This window comes from Prochlorococcus marinus subsp. pastoris str. CCMP1986 (genome assembly GCF_000011465.1).
In the GTDB taxonomy this organism is placed as follows: domain Bacteria; phylum Cyanobacteriota; class Cyanobacteriia; order PCC-6307; family Cyanobiaceae; genus Prochlorococcus_A; species Prochlorococcus_A pastoris.
In genome coordinates this window covers 1,313,024-1,335,474 of record NC_005072.1, presented here as the reverse complement: position 1 = coordinate 1,335,474, position 22,451 = coordinate 1,313,024, and the positions used below count along the sequence as shown (strand labels likewise).

The following is a 22,451-nucleotide window of genomic DNA, read 5'->3' as shown; positions in this document are numbered from 1 at the left end:
TGTTGTTTGTAACCTTTCTTAGTTTGGGTAAGTCTAGCTCCAAGATAGGTTAATAAAATTAGCCAGAATACAATCTCCAATCCGAGGTTGGTCATTTGATTTGCCTCCAATTATTTGAATTGACTTTAATATGATTTTTATTATTCCGATAGAGTTTTTATACTGATTAAAGACTTAAATTTAATGGGGTTTTAAACCTGTTTTTATATCCCGTCTTGATCTTCACCGAAAGGATTATATTTAATATCCCAAATTAATACTGCTGCAGTGGATAAAATCAGTAAGGCAAAAACTACTTGAGGCGGAGGATAAATCATTTTATCGATTCATCATATAAGCAATAAAACCAGAAAAGGTAAGAAGCTTAAAAATAATAAAAGATGGCATGATCTTTTCAGCTTTTAAGCCAAAAGGTAAATATTTATTAATTGCATTCATTTTTTTATAATCATTTAAGCAATACTAACTAATTTTTTTAATAATAGAAAAATAATTAATGTTCTAATTTTCTTAATTCCAATTACTTAAAAAGAATATAGTTAAAGTAATTAATTAAAATAAAAAAAACCAGATCGAGTTTGGCAATCTGGCTTATAAAATTTATTTGAAAAGGCTTAGATAAATCCAGGAATAATTTGACCTGTGGTTAGATAAGCTCCTACTAATGCAACGAATCCCATCATGGCAAACCTACCATTAAGTTTTTCGGCTACAATTTTTTCTTTTTCAACTAATTTTGGTTCGTTGTTCTTCATTAGAACCAACCAGGGATGATTTGACCTGTTGTTACGTAAGCACCTACAGCTGCTACGAAACCTAACATTGCTGCCCAACCATTAAAACGTTCTGCTTCAGGAGTCATTTTTTTAAAGTAATTTATATTAATAAATATAACACATATATTTATTTTTGTAAATAAATAGAGGTAAATACTCGTGTTGTAGATTATTTAGCTGCATTTCTGTTACATTAATGTCCAAAACGTTTCTAAGCCTCTATTTTTGACTAGGAATTACGACGCTCCTTTTAAGGCTTAGACTTCTCATCAAATTTAGTTTGAAGTTTTGCCGCCTTATGCAATAAACCTACCGCTTCTTTTCTACCGGTTGCCTTAGATGCTTGATGCAATAAATCTGCATACTTTTTGTTTAATTTTTTCATTTAAATTGTAATGTTATAAATTCAGGATTGATAAGAAACATAAATATTCGTATTTAATCAAAAATAGATTAAAGACACTTATATAATTGAAGGCTTGACTCTTGCAATTGGTATTCTTACTAGAAATTCTTTAGCTTGGTCAATATTAGTTAATCTTATCTCTACCTGAGATAGACCTAATATACCATGAATCCACTTATAACTGTGATTTGAGTTCTCGTTAATTATATATAGTCAAAATTTAATAGATCTCTTAGGATTTAATACATGGAAAAAATTTTTTTAATTATTATTTAATATATAAACCAATCTATTTAAATATTGAAAGAACACCTCCAGCAATTCAATGAAAGATAGATTAATTTATACTTGATTATGTTTAAGGGGCCTTTTTTATATTCTTTTTTTTAGAAACCAAATTCTTGAACTTTATTATTTATAAAATAATTTTGAACATCTTTTTTTGAGATAAAATCCTCATTCAATATAATTTTTAACTAATATTATTAACAAGAGTTGGCTAGTAGGGATACAGGCCGACTCTTTTTATTTTAAAAAAAAGATATTTTTAAAAATAGAAATAGAAATCTCCAAAAATGCAAAAGAAGAATATCTTTCTATCTAATATTCTTTTTTTAGATAGCTTTAATAATTAATTTAAAAGCAGTTTAATTTTTATACAAATTTATATTCTTGAATACTAGAGTAAATACTCTTTTTATTTAAGTAAATAATTGCTATTAATAAATTAAATAAAAAAATAGTTATGTCATTTACTACTTACTATATGCATTTGATTTTTTCTAGCGTTCCGTCCTTATTCAGTTCTGAATTGATACTTTATATTTTGCCTGTTTTAACTGTTTCAATATTGTTATTTAGCTTCAAAATAATGTTTTATAAAGCTCCAAAATTGAGAAGAGCTAAATAAAAACTATTTTGGATAATAGACTTTTCTTTCCTGCAACTGAAAGAAATAAAGATTCTATAGCAGAAGTATTATCAAGAATTCTTCTAAAAAAAGGTTATATTTTAGAAATTGGTAGCGGTAGTGGAGAGCATGCAATTAAATTTCAAAAATGCTTCCCAGAATTAACTTGGCAATCAAGTGATCCGGAACTAGTTCATAGAAAGAGTATTAGTTCTTGGATTGAGCATGAAGAATTAAATTGTCAAATGCCTCAACCTTTAGATATTGATGTGGAGAAAATTCCTTGGGAAATACCATCTGAATTACTTTATTCTATTCAAGGAATAATATCTATCAATATGATTCATATAGCATCCTGGAACTGTACAAAATCACTATTTAGCGAATCTGGCAACTTATTAAAAAATGGACAATTTTTGATGTTATATGGGCCATTTAAAATAGGTGGTAAGCATATTAGTCAAAGCAATGAATTATTTGATATTTCCTTAAAAATGCAAAACGAATCTTGGGGTGTTAGAGATTTAGAAGAAGTTAGTGAAGAAGCCAACAAGAATGATTTCATTGAAGAGGAGCTTATTCGGATGCCTGCTAATAACTTTTCGGTAATTTACAGGAAAGGATCTTTATAAAGGGATTATGAATAATTTTTTTTCTGTAAAATTTTTATAAATTAAAAATTCATGAAATCAAATTACACACTTTATTAATTTATTAATATTTATAATTATTTTTTCAGCAGTTTTAATATCTTTTAAAAAGAAATTATATTGATAACTGTCTGCTCCATTCTTTATGCTTCGCATCTAAGTCTGATACTTTATCTCCTAAACTTAATTGCTTTTCTAATAATTGCACTTTAGTAAGTGTTACTTCTTCAGAATAAAACTTGATTGGTTGCTTACCGTGAAGGTTGTCTCCGCTCATAACTACAAAAATAGGATCAATTTCCAATTAAGTTTTTAAGATAAAAAAGACTTAATTTCTAATTCTTTTATATTATTTTCAGATTTGCGTAAATTAATGTGATATTAGATTAGTTTCAATAAGTTGTTTTAATCTTTTTTTTATAAGAGGATTGCCAAATATATCTTCCTTCATCTATATCTGATTTAACCGCAATACAATTACAAGCAATATTCCATAGAGCTTTATGTATTGGATCGGGATTAAAAAGATAGGCTTTATTGAATGCTTTTCTTATTGCAAGAGTAGCCTTGGTAGCATGATAGTGAGGAATAGTTGGGCATACATGATGAACTACGTGACTTGAACCAATATTATGATGAAGAATATTAATAATCTTCCCATAAGGCCTATCAATTGAAAGAAAGGCTCCTCTCATAAAAGAAAATTCTGAATTAGAGAGGTGTGGGACGTCTGAATCTGTGTGGTGAAGCCAAGTATATATAACTAACCAACAATTAACTACTAATAAAGGTCCTACATACATTCCAATTATTGGAAAGAATCCATGTTTGATAATAAAAATAATAAGTCCAACTATGACTGCAGCTACACCAATATCTGAAATCCAAACTTTTTTCGCCCATACAGCAGGCCACAATGTTTTAGAAAAAGGTTTTCTTGGCCAAAAATGATTTGAAGTACCATATTTGAGACCACCTGTACTTCCAGATAACAAGTAAGCAGGCCAACCAAAAATAAGATGTAGAACTAATTGGAGAATTCCATACTTAGTTTTGCCTAATTTACTTGAGAAAGATAGTTCCTTTTCACCTCCAACTTTTTCGCTAATTCCATTCCCATCAATAACTATGGGCACGTGAGTCTCTCCATTAGTTATATGATTGGTGAAACGATGATGGACTGCATGTGAACGTTGCCAAGAGAAATACGGAACTAATAATAATGAATGAAGTAAATATCCAGTAATGGTTTCCAAAGTTTTATTTTTTGAGAAGGCTCCATGACCACATTCATGGGCAATTACCCAAAAACCCATAGCAGTAGTTCCTGATAAAAGTGCATAAAGGATCCAAATCGGGACCATTCTTTGACTAAAAGGAATTGTTAATCCTATTGCGACAACAATTGCCTGAATTATGATTGATTGTAAAAGATAGCCTAATGAAGTTATTGTTTGAGATTTAAAGCAGTTATTTGGAATAACACTTTGAAACTCTTTCATGCTTGGAATATCACTCATCTTTATTGCAAGTGCTTGACCTTTAAGGCCAGAAAATTTAATATCGCTCAAATTATTTTGGGTTAGGATTTAGTTTTTAATAAATTTTAGTTTATATAATTTATTATCCATCAAAGACTCTTTTTATGAAAGTAATATGTAGTTTCAAATGTTCAAATAGTATTAATTTGGGCAATTTTTTGAAAATTTATTAACAATTTTAAATCTTCATAAGTTGTAAATTATTAGTAAATAATTAATAAAAATTATTTTATGGCAATCAATAAAACTAAATATAGAAATAAAGTAGAAGTAATCGCGAAGGCAGAAAGAGGTAAGATCAAATCAGTATTTAGCCATCTAAAAAATCTAATTTTTCTGTTAATTACTTTTACCATTTTTTAAAAAGGGCTAATCTAAACTTATTGAATCACCAAGGCTTCAACAAATAAACTTAGTAAATTTCAATAACAAAAATATATTTAATATTTCCAATTTAAAATAAGTTCATCTGATCAGTAGACTTTTTATTAATTTCTTCCGTTATCCATCCAGAAGATGACCATCCCAACATTATGGGTATTAACCCTTTTAATTCATGCGCATCCTTAACCTGTTCAGTCCATTGTTCTTCGTATCCATTAGGAACAATAACTGGCATACGATGATGTAAAGGTTTCACTAAATTATTTGGTTCAGTTGTTAAAACACAGCAACTTTCTAACTCTGCTCCATCAGGTGAAGACCATTTGCTCCAAATCCCTCCTAACCAAAAAGTTTCATAATTCTCTTTCCTAATACGATAGTTTTTTTCAAAAAAACCACTTGCTGGTATTAAACATCTTTTATGTTTCCAACTTCCACTAAATAATTTTTTCTCTTCCACAGTTTCTGATCTTGCATTAAATGGTCTGGGTTTTGTCTTATCAAAAGGATCTTTAGACCAAGGAGATATAAAACCCCATGACATAAAAGTTGTCTGAATTTTTCCTTCATTTTTAATTACAAGGACTGGATCAGTTGGTCTAATTAAACTCTGTGTCTCGTATTTATTATCAAGTCCACTTGGATAGTCTTGTTTTAAAACTTTTGGTAACTTATCAAATTTAGTTTTAAGTTCAAATCTTCCGCACATATTAAATATTAGTGTTTGGGTTTTGAATTTTATTGGAAATTTATTTGATTGATTTAAAATCCTTTATATAACTTTAAATAATAAATAATTTCTGATAACTCATTAACTTTTTGAATCTTTTCTTGGTTAAATTCATTTATTAATTTATTTAGTATCTCATTATCTTTGGAAAAAAACATTAAATTACATTCCGCTTTTAGTCCTGAGATAGATCCTGCATATGAGTCTTCTATAACCCAAGATTTCCTTGGATCTACATCCAATATTTTTAAAGCTCTCAAATAGGGATCAGGTGAAGGCTTGCCATTAGAAATGAACTTATCATCTCCAAGAACCTTTGTCTTGAATAAATTTAGCCAGGGATTTACAGAGCTTTTGATTTTAAAACTTTCACTACTACTACTTGTTACTAAAGCAATAGGTAAATTTGTATTTATACAAAAATTGATTAATTCTATTGCACCTTTAAAAGGTTTTGCTTTAGTGAGTACTTTATCTACTTTTAATTTTTGAATAATGAGTAATTCTTCTAATGAGCTTTCTTTATTTATCCAGTTAAGGACTTTTTTTGCACAATCTATTCTCCTTCTTCCTTTTAATTCTAATAATTTATCGATTGATAAAGAGTGATTATATTCTTTTGCGGTTTCACTCCAGGCATTAGCTAGTAATGGTTCTGTATCTAATAGAACACCATCTAAATCAAAAAGAATTGCTTCTGGGAATTCCATCTTTGTTGAAATATTTTAGATATAATCTTTATTTAATATAGTCTTTTTTTTATTTCGGTATTTAATTACTTTTTGTCTTTCAACAATAATATTTTAGAAACTTGGATTAATTTTATAAGCCACGAACGTATCTTTTAGGGGGCAATGATTGCTTACGTGGCTTTACTAATATTGGCAAAATAATAACTCCGACAGTAAAAACACATATTGGAGCAACAACCATGAGTATAGATTCTAGAGACATTAATTTATTTTCAAATTTCTCTTACTAATAGCAGTATTTATTTTTTTAGTCATGCGTATATATATCTAATAAGGCTATATCTTTACAACTTTTTATATTGTTAAGGAAAAGCGAAAAAAAGATTAAATATGAGAAGTTCTTTAGATTTATATCCTAAATAACACCTAGTAAAATTTTAATTGAGGAATTATTTTTATGAATCAAGATAAAAAATGGATGTTAATGACTTACTACTGCCCAACTCATGGTGATGCAGGAAAAGTAGAACCTATACAAGTGACAAGGCAAGAAATTTACAGCAAATTATATGATAAAACTAAATCTAAAAAGGAAATTAAATAACCTAAATTTTCAAAAACAGGTAAGTAAAGCTTGACAGGGATAAGTATAAATACTTTTAATACAGTGTATGTTAAGGGACCAAAACGTCCGATATGCTTTAGTTCACCACATCATTACTCTAGTCAAAGGAAGTGGCTTGAGCATTTTTAGGAGACTGCATTATGGTTTACATGTATTTAAACGGAACTCATTTGTTTATTGCAAAGTAATTAATATTAAATTTGAAAAATTAACCTATAAAGGTTTAAGTTACTTTTGTAACTAAATTAAAGATCTTAAGTTTCATAAAACAAAAAATAAAATTTAAAATTTGTTTTTTGATAATTTATTAGAGTCAATTATTTCCCATGCTTCTGATGCTGTATCAGCATATTTAAAAATCTTTAAATCTTCTTCGCTAATAAGCCCGAAATCAGCAAGGAAGTCAAAATTAATTAAATTATTCCAATATTTCCTACCAAATAAAATTATTGGAATTTCACTTTTCATTCCTGTTTGTCTAAGAGTTAATAATTCAAATAATTCGTCTAATGTCCCAAATCCTCCAGGAAAAAAAACAGCAGCAACAGAGCGCATTACAAAATGAATTTTGCGTAATGCAAAATAATTAAATTTAAAACAAAGTCCAGGAGTTATAAAAGAATTTGGGAATTGTTCATTCGGTAACTGTATGTTTAAACCAATAGACTTACAGTCTGCTTCAAAAGCGCCTCTATTAGCCGCCTCCATAATTCCTGGTCCACCTCCTGTCACTATTACATGAGAATTGCATTTATCATCTTGATTATTTATTGAAGCGAGTTTTGAAAATTCTCTTGCGGATTCATAGTAATGACTCATAGAGAGTAAATTTTTTAACTTGTTATATTTATTTTTTAATTTAATAGATTGAGGACATTTTTCTAATAAGTTTTTTACTTCTTCGATTTTGCTCTGAGATGATGATTCTTCGACAATTTTTGCACCTCCAAAAACGATAATAGTTGAGATGATATTTTGTTCTTCTAGTACTAATTCAGGCTTAGTTATTTCCAGCAGCATTCTTACACCTCTCATTTCGTCACTTCTAAGCAAATTAAGATCTTCCTGTGCAAGTTTGTAGGAATTCGAATCAAGAATTAAATTTAGATTTTTTTCTCTTTTATCATTATTATTGAGCTTTTTGAAGTCATTAATATTGTTAATCATGGATTCAAGAATAAATATGTTTTTTATATAGAGAATGGATCTTTTTACTAATAGTTATTTAAAAAAATATTAAATATAGTTTTTCCTGTAGCTATTTACCTATTCATCTAAATCGCATGTCAATTCACATTGATTCAGTTCATAGGCAGAAATTCTATCCAAAATTCTCAGCATATCAATTTCAGAAAGATCTCCATTAGAGTTCCACTTTAGAGTTGTTTTTCTTTGAAGAGAATGTCTTTTATTCATTTTTATTGCCTCCCTTAAGATGAATTTCTACACATCTAGTAACACATTCTTGATGTCCATCAACAATGCTGCATTCACTAATGCATTCAAAATATGAATCTATGGTATCTTTTGCTGTTATTAGATTCGAAGAAAAAATTAACTCATCCATAATTTTTGTCCCTTAATTTGGAATGAGATATAGCATGACTTTAAAAAATAATTTTTGCTTTGTTAAGAAAAATTGGATAAATAAGTATTAGTTACTAGTCTTAAGTTTTAATTTTATAAAAAGGTAAAATCTTATTCCCCACCTTGTTTTATTGGGTCTATTAAATACTTAAAAACTTAATCTTAATAATTTAAATTTTTACTTTTAGGTTAATTTTTTAGTAACTTCTCTGATTTAGATTTATAGCTATCTGGGTCCCAATCTTGTTGGATATCTTTAATGAAATCAAAAATAAATTCCTTAGGACATTCAAGTTCTTTGTGAAGATCATTTAATTTTTGATGTATGTATTTTTTAGTGCAAGAAATTAATCGATCTTTTTGATAATTTGTAGGTTGCCATTTTTTATTATTCATAAAGGTTATTTTCTACTTACTGATTTTATATTCCTTCTAATGATATTAAAAAGTAAATCAGCATAAAGACTGATTTACTTTTTAAAAATTTCGTTAGATGATAATAATGTACTTTTTAGATTTTCAAATGAGATCAATTATTAGTTGGCTTTCTAAAATGTTAGAAAGCATGGCAAATGCTTTTATTCATCCTGTTAAAAATGATTTACCCCCATCTATTGGAGCTCACGCTTATAGTAGCATTCCTCTAAAAAGGAAAATGCGAAGAAGACTCAGCTAGTATTTAATTAATTGGAATTAGATTTTCGTTCTTGCTGTCCCAAATAATATATCTAAAACAATTTGGGAAATCACTTAATTTGAGAACTTTTGATTTTTGCAGTAAATGTAAATTTGCTTTATGACAAGCTCTTAAATTGTAATTAGGAATTCTTTCGGATAGATGATGAATGCTATGGAACGAAATATCAGCTAAAAACCAGTTTAACCAATTTGGGATATCTAAATTGCTACTGCCAGAAATAGCACCTTCGACAATATCCCAATTTTTTGTATTACTTGCATATGCATTTTCATAGTTATGTTGTATAAAAAAGATGCATATGAAAATTGCTGCTGAAAAAGTTAATATTAGAGAATAAAAAGTTAAGAAAAAAGCAGCTCCTAACCATTTACACATAATTATCCATCCACTTATCACAATAATATTGTTTGCTATTAGATCAAATAATTCATCAAAATTATCTCCATAGTCAGAGAAAGGCGGCTTAATTCTCGATTGAATATTTAAAAGTCCTAAATAATTTCTTTTTTTTAATTTAATAAAAGTTTCTTGCATTAACGATTTTATAAAATTAATAATAATTAGAATTAAACCTAATCTAGCTTTAATAACTAAATAAAAGAAACCACCAGGAAAAAGCATTAACCAATGTCTACTTACCTTATAAATAAGTTTTTCTCTTTTATTAAGAGCCTCATAATCTTTTAGGCTTAAAACATCTACAGGACCTTTGTAAATTTCCCAATTCCCATTATTCCTATGGTGGAATGCATGGTCATTAGCCCAAGGTTTATGAGGTATCCCATTTAATAAACCCAGACAAAAGCCAAAGAAGTTATTCAAAGAACGTTTTTCAAATAAGGAATTATGACCGCAATCGTGCATTAATGAGAATGTTCTAGAAGATAATAGGGTAAGAAAAAAAAGAATGGGAATAAGTAAAAACCCTTTTGTAATTTGTAAAAGAGGAGAGTATACAATTTTAGAGACAATAAACCAAAGAGAAATTATCGGTATAAGAGTAGTTATTAACTGATAAAAAGCTTTGAAATTATTTCTTTTAAGAAATGGCTTTAATATAAAATCTGACCTCTTGATTACATTCATATAAACTTTTCTATATCCTCTTTGATTAGCATAGCTTAGTTATTATTTATCGTGGCAAAGTTTTCAATTTGCCAATATATGAAAACTATAGCCAATACTTCGTTATTGATTCATTTGATTGGAATTTATTTTATAGAATTACCCATATCTATTAAAGTTTTTTCTAATGAAATAGGTTCCCAATTATATATAGAAATAGTTTCCGTAATATCAGCGCCATAAGATCCTCTATTAACCATGGCAGCCATACTTTTCATCTCTTTATTAAATGGTGCTAGAGAATTTATCATTTTTGTAGGGATAAAGTTTTGAGGTGCTTTCTTGTAGCCATTTTTTCTTAAAATATTAGAAATTTCCATAATATTGATCCCTTGAGGAGAAGTCGCAATAATTCTTTTATTATCACTTTGGTTTTTTCTAAGAGATTCGACATGTAACTTGGCGACATCTCTTACATCTACGACAGTAAAATATGCATCTGGTAGTGCTGGAAATTTACCATTAATCATTTTTGAAATAAGTTCTGCCGAAGCACCATCATTATCATCACTTAGCAGTGGACCAAAAACCATTCCAGGATGAATAGTTGTCATTGAAAAAGAGTGTTCAGTGTCATTATGAATAAAATCCCATGCAGCTTTTTCTGCAATTGTTTTACTTTTTACATATGCACCAACGTTTTTTGTTGTATCTGTCCAGTCTTCAGGCGAGCATAACTGCTTGTCATGCCCATATGCAATTGCAGCCATCGAAGAAGTTAGGACAACTTTCTTGACTTTAGAGGAATTTTTTGAAGCATTCAACGCTCTTAAAGTTCCCTCTACTGCGGGCTTAATAAGAATAGATTCCTTTTTTGGCTCTTCGATAGTAAAAGGAGATGCAACATGAAGAAGATAATCACAATCAGAGGCTGCCTCATCCCATCCCTCATTATCTAGAAGGTCAAGTTTACAAAATTCCAGCTTATGATTATCTGAATCTTTATCAAGAGATTTTCTTACTTCATCTTCTCTATTCATATTTCTTAGAGATCCTTTGACAAGATAACCTGCTTTTATTAGCTCATGTATGCAGTGAATAGCAATAAACCCAGATGCACCAGTAACTAAAACTTTTTCCAAAATAATTTTGTTTTATTTCTACTTTTATTATGATCTATTAGTCTGCACAAAAATACAAAAGGATTTTTATTTATATAGTTTTTAGAACTTTATTTTCAACATAAGTATTTAAGAATTTAAAAACTAAAGAATTGCTTGAATATTATTTTAACTGCCATGATGTCTACTATTTCTTCTGGAGCGATCTTTTTGCTCCGCCTTGTTAACTCTAATTTCTCTACCCATCCACTCGACATCTTGTAAATCATCAATCGCAGTTTTCTCGGAGCTTTCGCTAGTCATTTCAACAAAGCCAAAACCTCTTTTTCTCCCTGAATCCCTCTCCAAAGGAATTGTACAATTTCTTACTGCACCATAAGTCTTGAAAAGGTCTTTAAGGTCTTCTTCTTCAGTTTTCCAGGATAAATTTCCAATAAAAATAGTCATAGTTTAAAAATTATTTAGTAAAAGATGCGATATCCAACCATATTAAAATATATATGAAATTTAAAGGCTTCTTATATGGGTTATTGTATATCAATTATTTTTGATTTTAGATTTGAATTCTAGTTAAACTGTTTATTTTTATTTGTCTTGAAATCTAGAGAATAAATTCTTTAGACATTGTTCTTAATTGATCCAAATTTAGTTTATTTAAATAATTTATTATCTCAGTAGAACTCTCTCTCGATTTGAGATTTTGACTTTCGCAAATCAAACTGTTTGAGATTAAATCTATAAGATGTTGTTTATCCATAACTTTTTATAAGCCATTTTTTTACATTAAAAACTAAAAATCTTGAATCCCAAACCTTATTACTATTGTTATTTTTACTATTTTTCTAATTTCGAGACTATTTATCCCTAAAAGTGGTTTCTAAATTTCTTACTTAATTTTATAAATTTTTTAAATCTTGCTCTATTTTTTGCAATCTTTCATTTAATTCTTGCTTTTCTTTTAATAAAGATTTTTTCTTTTTTTGGAGTTCTTTATTAAAAGGTGAATTAAAGTATTTTTGATAAGCTAGAAAAAATACTGCTAACGCTACAACAATACCAAGTGCTCCAATTATTAATAAAGGTGATGATGGGAAATCGTAAAAAGGTACTGAAGACATTTGCTATATAAACTTTTATCTTAGCTTTTTTTTGATTTAAATAATATAAGATAAATACCTAATATTTTATTTATCTAGTTTTTGCTATTAATAAAAAATTCTTATCCAATTAAATAAACAAATTTTCTAAACTAGTTTATTAATAATCCTTCCAAATATAAATATGAGTAATTGTACAGGTGCCAAATAGATAATGACCAATAATCATTAATGTAGTGAATATATTGTTAATGAAGAAAATTGTTAAAGAAGAGAATAAAAATACATCTGAATTATGGTTTAATTGGTTGACTAGAAAACTAAATTCTTATGAGGCTTTTAAAGACTTTGCCAAAGGTCAAAACCCTGAAGATGTGGCAGAGAATTTTGTTGCAATTAATAGTTTGGGTATATCCGATATTTTTGATAAATTTGATGAAGAAGATAAAGATACACTTGATCAATTTCAAAAGTTATCTGAATGTGAATGGCATGTATTCAGAATTCTAAAAAAACAATTAGAGTTTAAAAATAAAGTAACTTTTGTAGATTTTAAAAAAAATAAAATAATAAAAAAATAAAAAAATAAGAAAATAAGAAAATAAGTTAATAAAAGAAAGCTTTTTTAAACGCTTTCTTTTTTTAGTACGGGTTAATGAACTTCATTGTTCGGTTAAGCCATTAAAATTATGCTCAATGGAGACCATCTTTTTATTAGGTTGTAAGTAATCAATAGACGTTATGAAAAACTTAATTAGCTCCTTCTCCGTTTTTAATTTTAAAAAGAATTTGAATAAAAACTTTAAAGAAACTAGTTTGAACAATAAGGAAAATTTAGTTCATTACAGGAGGGATTTAGACTCTCTAGGTTGATAGTCAAAATTTAAATAAATTTTGACTTCCCATTTCCAGATTTACCAAAACCAAGCCATATAAACCATACTATCCAGCCAAACACTGGTATCAAATTTATAAATATCCACTCCCAGTTCTTTCCAAAGTCTCTTAACCTTCGAACATCAATAGCTATCTGAGGGACTATACAAACTAATCCATAAATATTAAAACCAAATGTTCTTAGAAATATTGGAATAGTAAAAATAGAGATAATAATGTTTACTAATTGAACTCGCCACCAATCAGATCTTGTTGTTTTGCTATTAAAGTTTGTAGCTTTAAGCCAAAATTCTTGATAGGCATTCAAAAAATTATTATACATAAGCTCTAAATTTAATCATTTATTAAATAAACATTACTATTCAAAGAGTATTCGCTTAAGAGAATTAATTAATGTATTCCTTTATTTTAAATAGGATCGAATAAATTCACGTTGTTTTTAATTATGTTTTGATTTTGATTTTGAATTGGTAATGTACAAAAGCCGTCTTTACAAATAATATTTTCTTTTTCAATTTTCAATGACTGTGGAAAGGCATCATCTTTTGAATTATTTGAAGATTCAATTTGCATATATATAAAATTAATAGAAACATCATTAAATTAATAACTAAATTTATTTGAATAGGCAACAAAATTAATAATAATTATCTTTTACTTCTTTTTTTGATTTGGAAGATCTCTCCAAAATAAAGCCATGACATAAATAAATAAAGAAATAGAAAAAATATAAAGTAGAGAATTAAGATGCATCTTGAGTTTTCGTCAGAAATTTGTCAAAATAAAAAATTAATCTAAATTAATAGGTAATTTCTATTTAACTTAAAATAAATTTTAAACATAATTGTAGTTTTGTTTCTTCTAATTTATAAAATTTACATTATGAATAAAGGGGAATAAAAATGGTTATTTAGTATTTTTACTCATCTCCTTAAGAGCCTCCTTGCCTTCTTTAAGTGTTTTAGTTACTAACCAATAAAGAAATACAAGGATTAAAGTGGCTAATACTATTAATGAATAAGTCAATTTAAATTATAATAACGAACTTGAATTTTAAGATTTTAAAATTATAAATTTAAAAATTTAATTTAATTCTTAGCTTAATTTAATTCTTAGCTCCTGAATATGCAGGGATCATCATTCCACCATCTTGATCATCATTATCATCGTCAAATCCTCCACCTAGAAACAACTCAACCAAAATTAATATAGCTATAGGGTAAAAACACCATAAGATTGCTGAGAATGGACTTATTGATGAAGTTGCTGAATAGATTTCTGTCATAAATATACTTTAAACAAAAAAAAAGTTAATTGTGGATATATTGATCTATTTTCTCTCCATGAAATTGTATAAAATAAAAAATGAATACCAGTTACGAAAAGGGTTTAGAGAATAATTCCTTAGGAAATTATATCCTTATTTGATTTCTAAATATAAGTTTTTTACTTAAATATTTTCTACTAATTAATTAATATTGACGTCTTGAGATATATTAATGTGACAAATGTTACTTAACAATAATTGTGAAATTTGGATTCAAAAACTATTATTTATCTTTATTTTATAGTTTTTTATGTTCTCTTTTTACTTTTGACCATTTAGCTGCAATTTTTGGTATTGCAGGATTAGTAGGTTTTGTTTTCTTTGTATCAGCGGCTAAAGGAACTTCAAGTATTAATACAAGCGCTAAAAAAGATATTTAAGTTTTAAAATTGCGAATAATATTAAATGTTATTTTAATTATCAATATCTTTTAGAAAGATTTATCAATCATTAATTATCCCATTGTTTAGAAATAAAGATCAGAAAACTCTCAATGTCTTCTTCTGGGCAATTAGTTTGATTTTTTAAATTAATACATGTTTGTTTTATGGTTTCGAAGGCTTCTTTGACAGTTTCGTTTTTTTGGATAACTTCGAAATATTCATTGTCCGTGAAAGTCATAAAAAATTTATGTTTTAACAATTAATTTACTAATTTATATTAGCTTATAGAACAAAATTAGTTAATTTATGGGAATATTTTTTTAAATCTATTCCCCTAATCTAAAGTGTTTTTTCAAACTTTTAATTATTTTCCATTCGCAAGAAAGTCCTTCAGGAAATTCAACCAAGTCTCCTGATTTAATTAAGTAACTTTCTCCAGCTTCAGTTTTAATTTTTGCTTCACCTTCAATTATGTAACAAATTTCTTTTTCCCTGTAAATCCAAGAAAAATTACATGGTTCGCGCTCCCAAATAGGCCAATTCTTTATTCCGTACTGAATTATTAAACTGGCGCTGCATGGCGATTTAATAAGAATTCTCACCACAAAAATACATTAATATAGACATTATAATTAAATTGTCATATTAAAAATATTTTAACAAGGTTAATTAATTTACAAATTTTTATTTATTTTTCTATTAGTATCTAATATATACTTTTATTAATGGACGAGCTTTCAGCCCTTTCTATTTCAATATCAATAGCTTCACTTGGGATATATTGTTTATTTTTCGCTTCAAGTGATGATGATGATCAAGATGGAGGTCACTTGGTAAAGTCGGCTCAAAAAATAAATTAATTTAAGTAATTAATATATTTAATAAGGACTTATAACCTATAAATCCGGCATATAGGCATGATAAGAAAATTAAATATACTTCAAAGATTCCAAGTGTCTTTTTCTTTAGAACTTTCATATTGAATAACGTTTCTAAGATTATTTTATTGATTGTTTTATCTATTAACATGAGTATTTATTACATGGATTTAACTTTCATATAATTATTAGACATAAACCTAAAAATAATAATGTAGTAAAGAATATTATACCTTTTGTTATCTGTCCTTCTTCTTTAGTTGCGAAAAAAAGAGAAATTACGGGGGAGGTACTAAGTAAAGTCCAACCTATGCCTAAAGGAAGAGTCTTGAAAACAATTTGTTGAAGCAATATGCCTAAATTTGTTCCTAATAATATTGAGAGTAAAAATCTTTTTTGATCATTAAAATCTAATTTCTTTAAGAAAAAATTAATTCTAAATTTTTTTATTATTATTAAAAATATTATTGCTCCAAGTAACCTGATCTCCGTTGCCTGGAAAGGAGATAGATTGCTTTCTAAAAATACTTTTCGAGATAATAGACCCCCTGAAACAGCACATAAAACTGATAAAAATGGAAATACATAAACGCTTAAATTATTTCGTTCTGTAATGTTGGTCAAATTATTAACTATGAGATTAGTTCTCTGCCTAAGTAGAATGAAAAGTGAAATTGATATAATTAAAATACCTTGATAAGACCTAAATGCTAGGTTTTCATTAATAAAAATTTCACCAGATAATGCAGCTAATATTGGAGATAGTGTTTCAATAGATAAAGTTCTTCTAGTACCAATTAGCTGCAATGACTTTATATAAAAAGTATCTCCTAATCCTATTCCTATAACTCCACTAAATAATAGAGTAATAATAGATTTTAAATTATTTAAAACACTGAGATTGATAAATGCAGGAAGAAAAATTAGAAATGCGATTATATTTTTTACTAAATTAATATCTATGGATTTATACTTTTCGGTTTGCGAACGCCATATGAAGCATGCATAAGTCCATGATATTGCTGCTCCAAAGGCCGAAAAAATTCCAATCAAAACTAATAATTCTAAAAATTTTTTACTTTATAAATTGTGTTATTGCTAAAAAGAAAACGTATAGAAGAATAATAAAACCCGGCAGATACTGTATTAAAGACTTTAATTTGTTAGTTTCCATGATATTTAAATTTGATATTTATATTTAAATAATATAAAGTCTTCATACAGTCATTAGAAGCAGATAATTTAAGAAATTAACATAAGGTTTAATACTAAAAAATTGTAAGGTGATTTATAAATAAGAAAATTCATAAGAAGTTCATCAAAAAATTTATATTTTTCATATTTATATCTGAAAGCAGTAAGTATTATGTTGAATCAATCACCAAGCAATTACTTTAATTTAATAATTATCTAACATAAAAACAAATTATCAATAATATGGAATTAATTAATAAAAATGATGTTTCGCTGGGTCTGGCACCATTCGACATATTAGGCTTTAAATCCGAAGAAGAACTTAACCTGGAAATTTCAAAGCTTATTAAGGCTAGAAGCGAATTCGATACAAAAAATTAAAGTAACTTCTAATTAATACTTCTTAAAATCTTTTTTCAAAAATTATTTTTTCGATTCGGATATAAACTTTCTAACTTTCTTCTCCTTTCGGCCTTTGCGTTAATTCTTTCTTCCTTCTCTTTTTTCTTTATTTCATCGTTTATTTTGTTTTGTCTATAACCGATCCAAAGAAGTACCCAAATAACTGAAGTTAATAACAAAAGAGCCGTATATTGACCCGTCATTGGAAAGCTAGCTTCAGAATATTTGACGTAGGAAAATAAATTAACCATCTAACTAAAATAATATATAAAAGATATTTGCGTGTTTATATAAACCATAAAATTTAAAATGTCATTAATTTATTATTCTCCATATTTCAAGATAATTTAGTCTAAGAGTTGCATTTTTTATTTAAAAAAAACTTTTTTTTTTATGAAATTGAATTACTATTATCAGATTAAGGAAATATTGAGAGCCTACATTTTTGAACCCTTTTGATTTAGTAGTAATTGGTGGTGGAGCAGCAGGTTTCATGACCGCAGTAACAGCCGCCGAAAATGGTGTTAAAAGAATAATAATTCTTGAAGGCTCCTCAAAACTTATGGAGAAAGTAAGAATAAGTGGAGGAGGTAGATGCAACGTAACTAATGCATCATGGATACCGAGTGAGTTAGCAGAAAATTATCCTCGAGGTGGTATTAAGCTTTTGGAATCATTTAATCGTTTTGCCGCTGGAGATGTATTTGATTGGTTTGAAAAAAGAGGATTAAATTTGAAGATTGAAGCTGATAATAGAGTATTTCCAGTATCTGATTCATCTTTAGATGTAATAAGTTGCTTAAAAAAAAATGCCATAAATAAAGGGGTAGAGATATCAACTAAATTTTTTGTAAAAGAAATTTTAAAAACTTCAGATAACCTTTTTACTATTTTTAATAGAGAAAAATTTTCGATAATTGCAAAAAATATTATTCTCTCTACTGGAGGCCATCCTAGTGGATATAAATTAGCTAAAAATTTTGGCCACAGTATAATCAGACCTGTCCCGTCCCTTTTTACTTTCTCCACAAAAGAAAAAAAATTGAATGAGTGTAGTGGTGTCTCTATTAAAAATATAGATATTGAAATTCAACTAAATAACAAATCTTTCAAAAATAGAGGAGATTTACTTATAACTCATTGGGGATTTAGCGGCCCTGCTGTCCTAAAGCTCTCTTCGATAGCTGCGAGAGAATTGTTTGACCAGAAGTATAAATTTAATTTAATAATTAGATGGACAAACCTTGAATATAAAGAGTTAAAAGAAAAAATTGATAACCTAAAATTTAATAATGGAAAATTAAACTTAATTAATTTAAGACCTCTACCTTTGTTAACAAGGAGGTTGTGGGTGTTCTTATTAAATAAAATGGAAATTAATAAAGATAAGAAGTGGTCAGATCTTCTTGCAAATGAAAGAGAGAAAATGATAAATAGCCTATTGAAAGATAAATATATTATTTCTAGTAAAGGCCCCTTTGGAGAGGAATTTGTCACCTCTGGAGGTGTCTCTATCAATGAAGTTAATTTTAAAAGTATGGAAAGTTTAATATGTCCAGGTTTATTTTTTTCTGGTGAAGTTCTAGATGTTGATGGAATCACTGGGGGATTCAATTTTCAACATTGTTGGACGAGTGGATGGCTTGCAGGACAGTCAGTCTCAAAGTTATGTGACAAAGTAACAAATTAATAAGTTTATCTTCTTTTTATTAAGTATTTATAGATAAAAGTTTTTTAAACAGAGATTAATTTTAAAGTTTAAAAACTCAAAAAGAATGATGCAAAATCTAATTCCTAAAAAGGAAGAAGAAGAAAGAAGGTTAAAAGCATTAGCTGAATATAGAATATTGGGGACTAAACCAGAATCCTGTTATGACGATATTACAAAAATAGCAGCTTCAACCTGTAATGTTCCGATATCTTTAATGACCTTAGTTGATAAAGATAAGCAATGGTTTAAGTCAAAAGTGGGCCTCGAAATTAATGAAACAAAAAGGGATTGGTCTTTTTGTACCCATGCTATTCAAGAAAATAGCCCATTAATTATTCAGGATGCTTTTCAGGATGAAAGATTTATCAATAATCCCTTGGTAACTGGTGATCCTAAAATTAGGTTTTATGCTGGGTTTCCTCTTAAAAATAGAGATGGTAATAAACTTGGAACTTTATGTGTTATCGATCGGAAACCAGGTAATCTTTCTCTAAAACAATTCAATGTAATGGAATTATTATCTAAGCAAATAGTTGCTTTTTTGGAGTTAAGAAAGAAATCTCTCAATTTATTAGAGGCTTTATCTAATTTGCATAAACAGGAGGGTATATTATCAGTCTGTTCATATTGCAGAGAAGTCAAAAATAATGATGGTGATTGGATGCATTTAGAAAAATATCTATCGAAAATAAGTGATATAAGATTTAGTCATGGTGTTTGTGATGTTTGTATGGAAAAGCATTTCCCAGATGTGGTTGAGGTCTGGAATAAAAAAGATTCTTTTCAGGAGGGACAAAAAAGGTTCCTAAAATCCTAAAATCTAAAAATTACTTTTTTACTGAAGGCATTTTTGGACGGATATATATTTAAATAGCTAGTATTATATATAAATTTAGACTTGCAAATGTTACTAGGAACTTTATTTACGGGTGAAATAGCTAAAAGTGCATTAGTTGCTTATATCCATTACCTGGGAATCATTCTTTGTTTTGGATCTCTTTTATTTGAAAGGCTGACTTTAAAAGTTGATCTTAATAGAAACCAAACTATTTCAATGGTTGTTGCAGATGTTATTTATGGCTTAGCTGGGGTTGCAATATTGGTTACTGGAATTTTACGGGTTAAATATTTTGGACAAGGAGGTGATTTTTATACAGAAAATCCAATTTTTTGGATTAAAGTATCTCTGTATATTTTAGTTGGATTATTATCTTTATACCCAACAACAACTTATATTTTGTGGGCGATACCATTGAGTAAAAATAAACTACCTGAGATCTCAGAAAAACTTGTAAAAAGATTCAGATTTATTATTACAACTGAATTAGTAGGTTTTGCAACTATCCCTCTTTTCGCGACTTTAATGGCGAGAGGCGTGGGTCTAGGTTGAAAAAATCTTTATGGAAAGAAGTTGTTTAATAAGTACAAATAAAGAATATAGATGGAGTTTAAGTTTTAAAATAAATAAATCAAAAAAAGAAATAATTTTCATAGGTTTAAATCCATCCCTTTCAGATTTGAATTATATTGATAATACAACGAGGAAAATAATCAAAATCTGCAAAAACTATAACTATGGAAATCTTAAAATAATAAATCTATTCGCTTTAATTTCCAAAACACCTGATAAATTATTCACTCATAAGAAACCTGTTGGCTATTTAAACAATAAATTTATAAATAAAAGTTTAAAATACTGGTCTGAAAATAAAAATTGTCACTTGTGGTTGGGCTGGGGCAATAAAGGGATCTTTCTTAATAGGAATTACAAAATTTCTAAAAAAATAATGAATTTTTATTCAATAAAAAAAGATAAATTTGTGAATCCCTTAGGTCCGCTTTTTATAAAAAAAACAAAAAAACAAAATCCTATACACCCGTTATATTGCTCTAATAATTCAGTACTTCAATCAGAATCTTCATTAAAGTTCTCGTGATGTAATAAGAGCTAATGCTATTCTTTTGAAAATATGTTAACTTTAGGAAAATATTAAATATGAGATGAAAATCTCTAAACAATTACAAAAGCTAAAGAATTTAAATGTTAAAGCAGAAAACTGTTTAACAAGAGATGAGGCAAAAAAAATTATTAGTAAAGCAACCAAGGCACAAAGTAAAATAAATTTCTAAATATAATTTTTCTAATTTTCATTTCTCTCAACTGCCATAATTGGACTCCTTCCGAAAAATAAATAAAATTTTATAAATCTTTCATAAATAATTAGATGGCTTTAAATATTCTCAAGTTCAGAAAATCTAATGAAAGATTTAAATCAAATAGAGAATGGCTTGATTCAAAACACTCATTTTCTTTTGCAGAACACAGGGATCCAATCTGGGATAATTTTGGAAAAATTAGAGTAATTAATGAAGATATAATTTCTCCTAATTCAGGATTTAATACTCACTCTCATTCGAATATGGAGATAGTCACAATAGTCATAAAAGGTGAGATTACACATAGAGATTCATTAAATAATTTAGGAATAATTCATGAAGATGAAGTGCAGGTTATGTCTGCAGGAACAGGGATTACTCATAGTGAAAAAAATGAAAAAAATACAGACTGCAAATTATTTCAGATATGGATATATCCGGATATTCAAGACCTCAATCCTTCATATAATCAAATTTCGATTAAGAATACTTCTGGTAATAATCTGATTATTGATTCTTTTAAAAAAAACAAATGTCCGCTTTTTATAAATCAAGATATATCTATATGGCGATGTAAATATAACCTTTTAAACAAAAAATATTTACCTTCAGAAATAGAAAAATTTAATTGGATTCAAATAATAGAGGGTGATTTGATAGTAAGAGATAAAAATAATAAATCAAGTAAAAAGCTTTCTTCTGGTGACGGTTTGGGATTTGAGATTTCTGATTTCAGCGGTATAGATATTCAATCAGATACCTACGTCGATATGCTTTTATTCTCTATGCCAAAACTATAATATTTAGTCTAAAGAGTCTTTTTTGAATGCGTTTAGTGCTTGTAATGCCATATTTAGATGAACTTCCATAGCACCCAACGCAATTAAGGAATTAGAAGATTTATTTTTTAATAAGTTTTTATTTCGCTTAGAAATTGTGTTAATGACATCTTTAGTTACGATCTCCCAATTATTTATTAATTCATCAAATTCTTGTTTTTCTAAGCTTTCAATATTTTTTTTATCATCAGAGGCATTAAGATCTTTTTGTGCATTCAGCATCAAATAAGTTAATTTTTTATGGCTTATTGCTTGAGGTAAATTGTTAGATTCACTCATGTTTCTTTCGAATTTGTATTTAAAATTTAACTAAATAAGAGGAAATTTGCTAGTAGTGTATTGGTTGTAATGACCGACCTGGAATTAGTCCAACTAAATT

Annotated in this window: 34 protein-coding genes; 11 read left to right on the top strand and 23 right to left on the bottom strand. The window is 27.7% G+C overall.

Annotation, left to right across the window (positions count from 1 at the left end; genetic code table 11):
* Positions 1–614: 614 nt before the first annotated feature.
* The gene (locus TX50_RS07450) at positions 615–755 is read right to left on the bottom strand and encodes a high light inducible protein (protein ID WP_011133018.1); all 141 of its coding nucleotides are present in this window, start codon (positions 753–755) and stop codon (positions 615–617) included.
* Positions 755–862: a high light inducible protein gene (locus TX50_RS07445; RefSeq protein ID WP_011132751.1), complete on the bottom strand. Its 108-nt coding sequence runs from the start codon at positions 860–862 to the stop codon at positions 755–757. The genes TX50_RS07450 and TX50_RS07445 overlap by 1 nt, the downstream gene beginning before the upstream one ends.
* A gap of 1,238 nt (positions 863–2,100) precedes the next feature.
* Between TX50_RS07445 and TX50_RS07440 the strand changes: the two genes are divergently transcribed.
* Complete coding sequence (locus TX50_RS07440) at positions 2,101–2,724, top strand: DUF938 domain-containing protein (protein ID WP_011133017.1); 624 nt, start codon at positions 2,101–2,103, stop codon at positions 2,722–2,724.
* A gap of 133 nt (positions 2,725–2,857) precedes the next feature.
* Here TX50_RS07440 and TX50_RS09525 read toward each other — a convergent pair whose 3' ends face one another.
* From TX50_RS09525 to TX50_RS09965, 5 genes are all read right to left on the bottom strand, one after another.
* Entirely contained in the window at positions 2,858–3,046 is a 189-nt protein-coding gene (locus TX50_RS09525) for a hypothetical protein (RefSeq protein WP_036930488.1), read from the bottom strand.
* An 88-nt stretch (positions 3,047–3,134) separates the two neighbouring features.
* Positions 3,135–4,313, bottom strand: coding sequence for a fatty acid desaturase (locus TX50_RS07430; protein WP_011133016.1), 1,179 nt, complete (start codon positions 4,311–4,313; stop codon positions 3,135–3,137).
* Positions 4,314–4,737: 424 nt separating this feature from the next.
* On the bottom strand, positions 4,738–5,376 hold the full coding sequence (locus TX50_RS07425; RefSeq protein WP_011133015.1) for an SOS response-associated peptidase: 639 nt from the start codon (positions 5,374–5,376) through the stop codon (positions 4,738–4,740).
* 53 nt (positions 5,377–5,429) lie between these two features.
* Entirely contained in the window at positions 5,430–6,107 is a 678-nt protein-coding gene (locus tag TX50_RS07420; protein ID WP_011133014.1) for an HAD family hydrolase, read from the bottom strand.
* A gap of 112 nt (positions 6,108–6,219) precedes the next feature.
* Positions 6,220–6,351 (bottom strand): hypothetical protein, encoded by a 132-nt coding sequence (locus TX50_RS09965; protein ID WP_268741254.1) that lies wholly within the window; start codon positions 6,349–6,351, stop codon positions 6,220–6,222.
* A gap of 195 nt (positions 6,352–6,546) precedes the next feature.
* Here TX50_RS09965 and TX50_RS09815 point away from each other — a divergent pair, with 195 nt between their 5' ends.
* Positions 6,547–6,693, top strand: coding sequence for a hypothetical protein (locus tag TX50_RS09815; RefSeq protein WP_173028049.1), 147 nt, complete (start codon positions 6,547–6,549; stop codon positions 6,691–6,693).
* Positions 6,694–6,996: 303 nt separating this feature from the next.
* Here TX50_RS09815 and TX50_RS07415 read toward each other — a convergent pair whose 3' ends face one another.
* The 4 genes from TX50_RS07415 to TX50_RS07410 form a co-directional block, all read right to left on the bottom strand.
* The gene (locus TX50_RS07415; protein WP_011133013.1) at positions 6,997–7,881 is read right to left on the bottom strand and encodes an LOG family protein; all 885 of its coding nucleotides are present in this window, start codon (positions 7,879–7,881) and stop codon (positions 6,997–6,999) included.
* A 99-nt stretch (positions 7,882–7,980) separates the two neighbouring features.
* Complete coding sequence (locus tag TX50_RS09810; RefSeq protein ID WP_173028047.1) at positions 7,981–8,130, bottom strand: hypothetical protein; 150 nt, start codon at positions 8,128–8,130, stop codon at positions 7,981–7,983.
* Complete coding sequence (locus TX50_RS09805; RefSeq protein ID WP_173028045.1) at positions 8,123–8,281, bottom strand: hypothetical protein; 159 nt, start codon at positions 8,279–8,281, stop codon at positions 8,123–8,125. The genes TX50_RS09810 and TX50_RS09805 overlap by 8 nt, the downstream gene beginning before the upstream one ends.
* Positions 8,282–8,490: 209 nt before the next feature.
* Positions 8,491–8,697: a hypothetical protein gene (locus tag TX50_RS07410; RefSeq protein WP_036930491.1), complete on the bottom strand. Its 207-nt coding sequence runs from the start codon at positions 8,695–8,697 to the stop codon at positions 8,491–8,493.
* A gap of 127 nt (positions 8,698–8,824) precedes the next feature.
* Here TX50_RS07410 and TX50_RS09800 point away from each other — a divergent pair, with 127 nt between their 5' ends.
* Positions 8,825–8,977, top strand: coding sequence for a hypothetical protein (locus tag TX50_RS09800; protein WP_173028043.1), 153 nt, complete (start codon positions 8,825–8,827; stop codon positions 8,975–8,977).
* Positions 8,978–8,980: 3 nt separating this feature from the next.
* Here the strand turns inward: TX50_RS09800 and TX50_RS07405 are convergent, their stop codons facing one another.
* From TX50_RS07405 to TX50_RS07390, 4 genes are all read right to left on the bottom strand, one after another.
* Entirely contained in the window at positions 8,981–10,087 is a 1,107-nt protein-coding gene (locus TX50_RS07405; RefSeq protein WP_011133012.1) for a fatty acid desaturase, read from the bottom strand.
* Positions 10,088–10,212: 125 nt separating this feature from the next.
* On the bottom strand, positions 10,213–11,208 hold the full coding sequence (locus TX50_RS07400; RefSeq protein WP_011133011.1) for an SDR family oxidoreductase: 996 nt from the start codon (positions 11,206–11,208) through the stop codon (positions 10,213–10,215).
* A gap of 147 nt (positions 11,209–11,355) precedes the next feature.
* Positions 11,356–11,634 (bottom strand): RNA recognition motif domain-containing protein, encoded by a 279-nt coding sequence (locus TX50_RS07395; protein WP_011133010.1) that lies wholly within the window; start codon positions 11,632–11,634, stop codon positions 11,356–11,358.
* A 449-nt stretch (positions 11,635–12,083) separates the two neighbouring features.
* Positions 12,084–12,305: a hypothetical protein gene (locus tag TX50_RS07390; RefSeq protein ID WP_011133009.1), complete on the bottom strand. Its 222-nt coding sequence runs from the start codon at positions 12,303–12,305 to the stop codon at positions 12,084–12,086.
* A 230-nt stretch (positions 12,306–12,535) separates the two neighbouring features.
* On the opposite strand from TX50_RS07390, the gene TX50_RS07385 reads away from it, so the two are divergent.
* A complete protein-coding gene (locus TX50_RS07385; RefSeq protein ID WP_011133008.1) occupies positions 12,536–12,865 on the top strand; it encodes a hypothetical protein in 330 nt (109 codons plus the stop codon).
* Positions 12,866–13,167: 302 nt separating this feature from the next.
* Here the strand turns inward: TX50_RS07385 and TX50_RS07380 are convergent, their stop codons facing one another.
* From TX50_RS07380 to TX50_RS07375, 3 genes are all read right to left on the bottom strand, one after another.
* Positions 13,168–13,503, bottom strand: coding sequence for a DUF805 domain-containing protein (locus TX50_RS07380; RefSeq protein ID WP_011133007.1), 336 nt, complete (start codon positions 13,501–13,503; stop codon positions 13,168–13,170).
* Between the two features lie 86 nt (positions 13,504–13,589).
* A complete protein-coding gene (locus TX50_RS09795; protein WP_173028041.1) occupies positions 13,590–13,754 on the bottom strand; it encodes a hypothetical protein in 165 nt (54 codons plus the stop codon).
* A 532-nt stretch (positions 13,755–14,286) separates the two neighbouring features.
* Entirely contained in the window at positions 14,287–14,466 is a 180-nt protein-coding gene (locus TX50_RS07375) for a hypothetical protein (RefSeq protein ID WP_036930494.1), read from the bottom strand.
* Positions 14,467–14,708: 242 nt separating this feature from the next.
* On the opposite strand from TX50_RS07375, the gene TX50_RS07370 reads away from it, so the two are divergent.
* The gene (locus TX50_RS07370) at positions 14,709–14,888 is read left to right on the top strand and encodes a hypothetical protein (RefSeq protein ID WP_225866754.1); all 180 of its coding nucleotides are present in this window, start codon (positions 14,709–14,711) and stop codon (positions 14,886–14,888) included.
* Positions 14,889–14,958: 70 nt separating this feature from the next.
* Here TX50_RS07370 and TX50_RS09790 read toward each other — a convergent pair whose 3' ends face one another.
* On the bottom strand, positions 14,959–15,129 hold the full coding sequence (locus tag TX50_RS09790; protein WP_173028039.1) for a hypothetical protein: 171 nt from the start codon (positions 15,127–15,129) through the stop codon (positions 14,959–14,961).
* Between the two features lie 88 nt (positions 15,130–15,217).
* Positions 15,218–15,493: a cupin domain-containing protein gene (locus TX50_RS07365; protein WP_036930497.1), complete on the bottom strand. Its 276-nt coding sequence runs from the start codon at positions 15,491–15,493 to the stop codon at positions 15,218–15,220.
* Between the two features lie 123 nt (positions 15,494–15,616).
* On the opposite strand from TX50_RS07365, the gene TX50_RS09960 reads away from it, so the two are divergent.
* Positions 15,617–15,751, top strand: coding sequence for a hypothetical protein (locus TX50_RS09960; RefSeq protein ID WP_268741253.1), 135 nt, complete (start codon positions 15,617–15,619; stop codon positions 15,749–15,751).
* Between the two features lie 195 nt (positions 15,752–15,946).
* On the opposite strand, the gene TX50_RS07360 is transcribed toward TX50_RS09960, so the two are convergent.
* Positions 15,947–16,822 (bottom strand): DMT family transporter, encoded by an 876-nt coding sequence (locus TX50_RS07360; protein WP_011133005.1) that lies wholly within the window; start codon positions 16,820–16,822, stop codon positions 15,947–15,949.
* Positions 16,823–17,379: 557 nt separating this feature from the next.
* On the bottom strand, positions 17,380–17,616 hold the full coding sequence (locus TX50_RS07355) for a hypothetical protein (protein WP_036930500.1): 237 nt from the start codon (positions 17,614–17,616) through the stop codon (positions 17,380–17,382).
* 194 nt (positions 17,617–17,810) lie between these two features.
* Here TX50_RS07355 and TX50_RS07350 point away from each other — a divergent pair, with 194 nt between their 5' ends.
* The 5 genes from TX50_RS07350 (at position 17,811) to TX50_RS07330 (ending at position 22,033) form a co-directional block, all read left to right on the top strand.
* Positions 17,811–19,055, top strand: coding sequence for an NAD(P)/FAD-dependent oxidoreductase (locus TX50_RS07350; protein WP_011133004.1), 1,245 nt, complete (start codon positions 17,811–17,813; stop codon positions 19,053–19,055).
* Positions 19,056–19,143: 88 nt separating this feature from the next.
* Positions 19,144–19,893, top strand: coding sequence for a GAF domain-containing protein (locus TX50_RS07345; RefSeq protein WP_036930584.1), 750 nt, complete (start codon positions 19,144–19,146; stop codon positions 19,891–19,893).
* A gap of 87 nt (positions 19,894–19,980) precedes the next feature.
* Positions 19,981–20,466 (top strand): DUF2214 family protein, encoded by a 486-nt coding sequence (locus TX50_RS07340; RefSeq protein ID WP_011133002.1) that lies wholly within the window; start codon positions 19,981–19,983, stop codon positions 20,464–20,466.
* 10 nt (positions 20,467–20,476) lie between these two features.
* Positions 20,477–21,013 (top strand): DUF1643 domain-containing protein, encoded by a 537-nt coding sequence (locus tag TX50_RS07335; RefSeq protein ID WP_011133001.1) that lies wholly within the window; start codon positions 20,477–20,479, stop codon positions 21,011–21,013.
* A 288-nt stretch (positions 21,014–21,301) separates the two neighbouring features.
* The gene (locus tag TX50_RS07330; protein ID WP_011133000.1) at positions 21,302–22,033 is read left to right on the top strand and encodes a pirin family protein; all 732 of its coding nucleotides are present in this window, start codon (positions 21,302–21,304) and stop codon (positions 22,031–22,033) included.
* A 3-nt stretch (positions 22,034–22,036) separates the two neighbouring features.
* Here TX50_RS07330 and TX50_RS07325 read toward each other — a convergent pair whose 3' ends face one another.
* Entirely contained in the window at positions 22,037–22,351 is a 315-nt protein-coding gene (locus tag TX50_RS07325) for a hypothetical protein (protein ID WP_011132999.1), read from the bottom strand.
* Between the last annotated feature and the right edge of the window lie 100 nt (positions 22,352–22,451).

What these genes read in the sequence shown, in the direction of transcription:
- TX50_RS07450 (WP_011133018.1), bottom strand. Translation starts at nt 755, where the DNA reads ATGAAGAACAACGAACCAAAATTAGTTGAAAAAGAAAAAATTGTAGCC.
- TX50_RS07445 (WP_011132751.1), bottom strand. Translation starts at nt 862, where the DNA reads ATGACTCCTGAAGCAGAACGTTTTAATGGTTGGGCAGCAATGTTAGGT.
- TX50_RS07425 (WP_011133015.1), bottom strand. Translation starts at nt 5,376, where the DNA reads ATGTGCGGAAGATTTGAACTTAAAACTAAATTTGATAAGTTACCAAAA.
- TX50_RS07420 (WP_011133014.1), bottom strand. Translation starts at nt 6,107, where the DNA reads ATGGAATTCCCAGAAGCAATTCTTTTTGATTTAGATGGTGTTCTATTA.
- TX50_RS09965 (WP_268741254.1), bottom strand. Translation starts at nt 6,351, where the DNA reads ATGTCTCTAGAATCTATACTCATGGTTGTTGCTCCAATATGTGTTTTT.
- TX50_RS09815 (WP_173028049.1), top strand. Translation starts at nt 6,547, where the DNA reads ATGAATCAAGATAAAAAATGGATGTTAATGACTTACTACTGCCCAACT.
- TX50_RS07415 (WP_011133013.1), bottom strand. Translation starts at nt 7,881, where the DNA reads ATGATTAACAATATTAATGACTTCAAAAAGCTCAATAATAATGATAAA.
- TX50_RS09810 (WP_173028047.1), bottom strand. Translation starts at nt 8,130, where the DNA reads ATGAATAAAAGACATTCTCTTCAAAGAAAAACAACTCTAAAGTGGAAC.
- TX50_RS09805 (WP_173028045.1), bottom strand. Translation starts at nt 8,281, where the DNA reads ATGGATGAGTTAATTTTTTCTTCGAATCTAATAACAGCAAAAGATACC.
- TX50_RS07410 (WP_036930491.1), bottom strand. Translation starts at nt 8,697, where the DNA reads ATGAATAATAAAAAATGGCAACCTACAAATTATCAAAAAGATCGATTA.
- TX50_RS09800 (WP_173028043.1), top strand. Translation starts at nt 8,825, where the DNA reads ATGAGATCAATTATTAGTTGGCTTTCTAAAATGTTAGAAAGCATGGCA.
- TX50_RS07405 (WP_011133012.1), bottom strand. Translation starts at nt 10,087, where the DNA reads ATGAATGTAATCAAGAGGTCAGATTTTATATTAAAGCCATTTCTTAAA.
- TX50_RS07395 (WP_011133010.1), bottom strand. Translation starts at nt 11,634, where the DNA reads ATGACTATTTTTATTGGAAATTTATCCTGGAAAACTGAAGAAGAAGAC.
- TX50_RS07390 (WP_011133009.1), bottom strand. Translation starts at nt 12,305, where the DNA reads ATGTCTTCAGTACCTTTTTACGATTTCCCATCATCACCTTTATTAATA.
- TX50_RS07385 (WP_011133008.1), top strand. Translation starts at nt 12,536, where the DNA reads ATGAAGAAAATTGTTAAAGAAGAGAATAAAAATACATCTGAATTATGG.
- TX50_RS07380 (WP_011133007.1), bottom strand. Translation starts at nt 13,503, where the DNA reads ATGTATAATAATTTTTTGAATGCCTATCAAGAATTTTGGCTTAAAGCT.
- TX50_RS09795 (WP_173028041.1), bottom strand. Translation starts at nt 13,754, where the DNA reads ATGCAAATTGAATCTTCAAATAATTCAAAAGATGATGCCTTTCCACAG.
- TX50_RS07375 (WP_036930494.1), bottom strand. Translation starts at nt 14,466, where the DNA reads ATGACAGAAATCTATTCAGCAACTTCATCAATAAGTCCATTCTCAGCA.
- TX50_RS09790 (WP_173028039.1), bottom strand. Translation starts at nt 15,129, where the DNA reads ATGACTTTCACGGACAATGAATATTTCGAAGTTATCCAAAAAAACGAA.
- TX50_RS09960 (WP_268741253.1), top strand. Translation starts at nt 15,617, where the DNA reads ATGGACGAGCTTTCAGCCCTTTCTATTTCAATATCAATAGCTTCACTT.
- TX50_RS07355 (WP_036930500.1), bottom strand. Translation starts at nt 17,616, where the DNA reads ATGGTTAATTTATTTTCCTACGTCAAATATTCTGAAGCTAGCTTTCCA.
- TX50_RS07345 (WP_036930584.1), top strand. Translation starts at nt 19,144, where the DNA reads ATGCAAAATCTAATTCCTAAAAAGGAAGAAGAAGAAAGAAGGTTAAAA.
- TX50_RS07340 (WP_011133002.1), top strand. Translation starts at nt 19,981, where the DNA reads ATGTTACTAGGAACTTTATTTACGGGTGAAATAGCTAAAAGTGCATTA.
- TX50_RS07335 (WP_011133001.1), top strand. Translation starts at nt 20,477, where the DNA reads ATGGAAAGAAGTTGTTTAATAAGTACAAATAAAGAATATAGATGGAGT.
- TX50_RS07330 (WP_011133000.1), top strand. Translation starts at nt 21,302, where the DNA reads ATGGCTTTAAATATTCTCAAGTTCAGAAAATCTAATGAAAGATTTAAA.
- TX50_RS07325 (WP_011132999.1), bottom strand. Translation starts at nt 22,351, where the DNA reads ATGAGTGAATCTAACAATTTACCTCAAGCAATAAGCCATAAAAAATTA.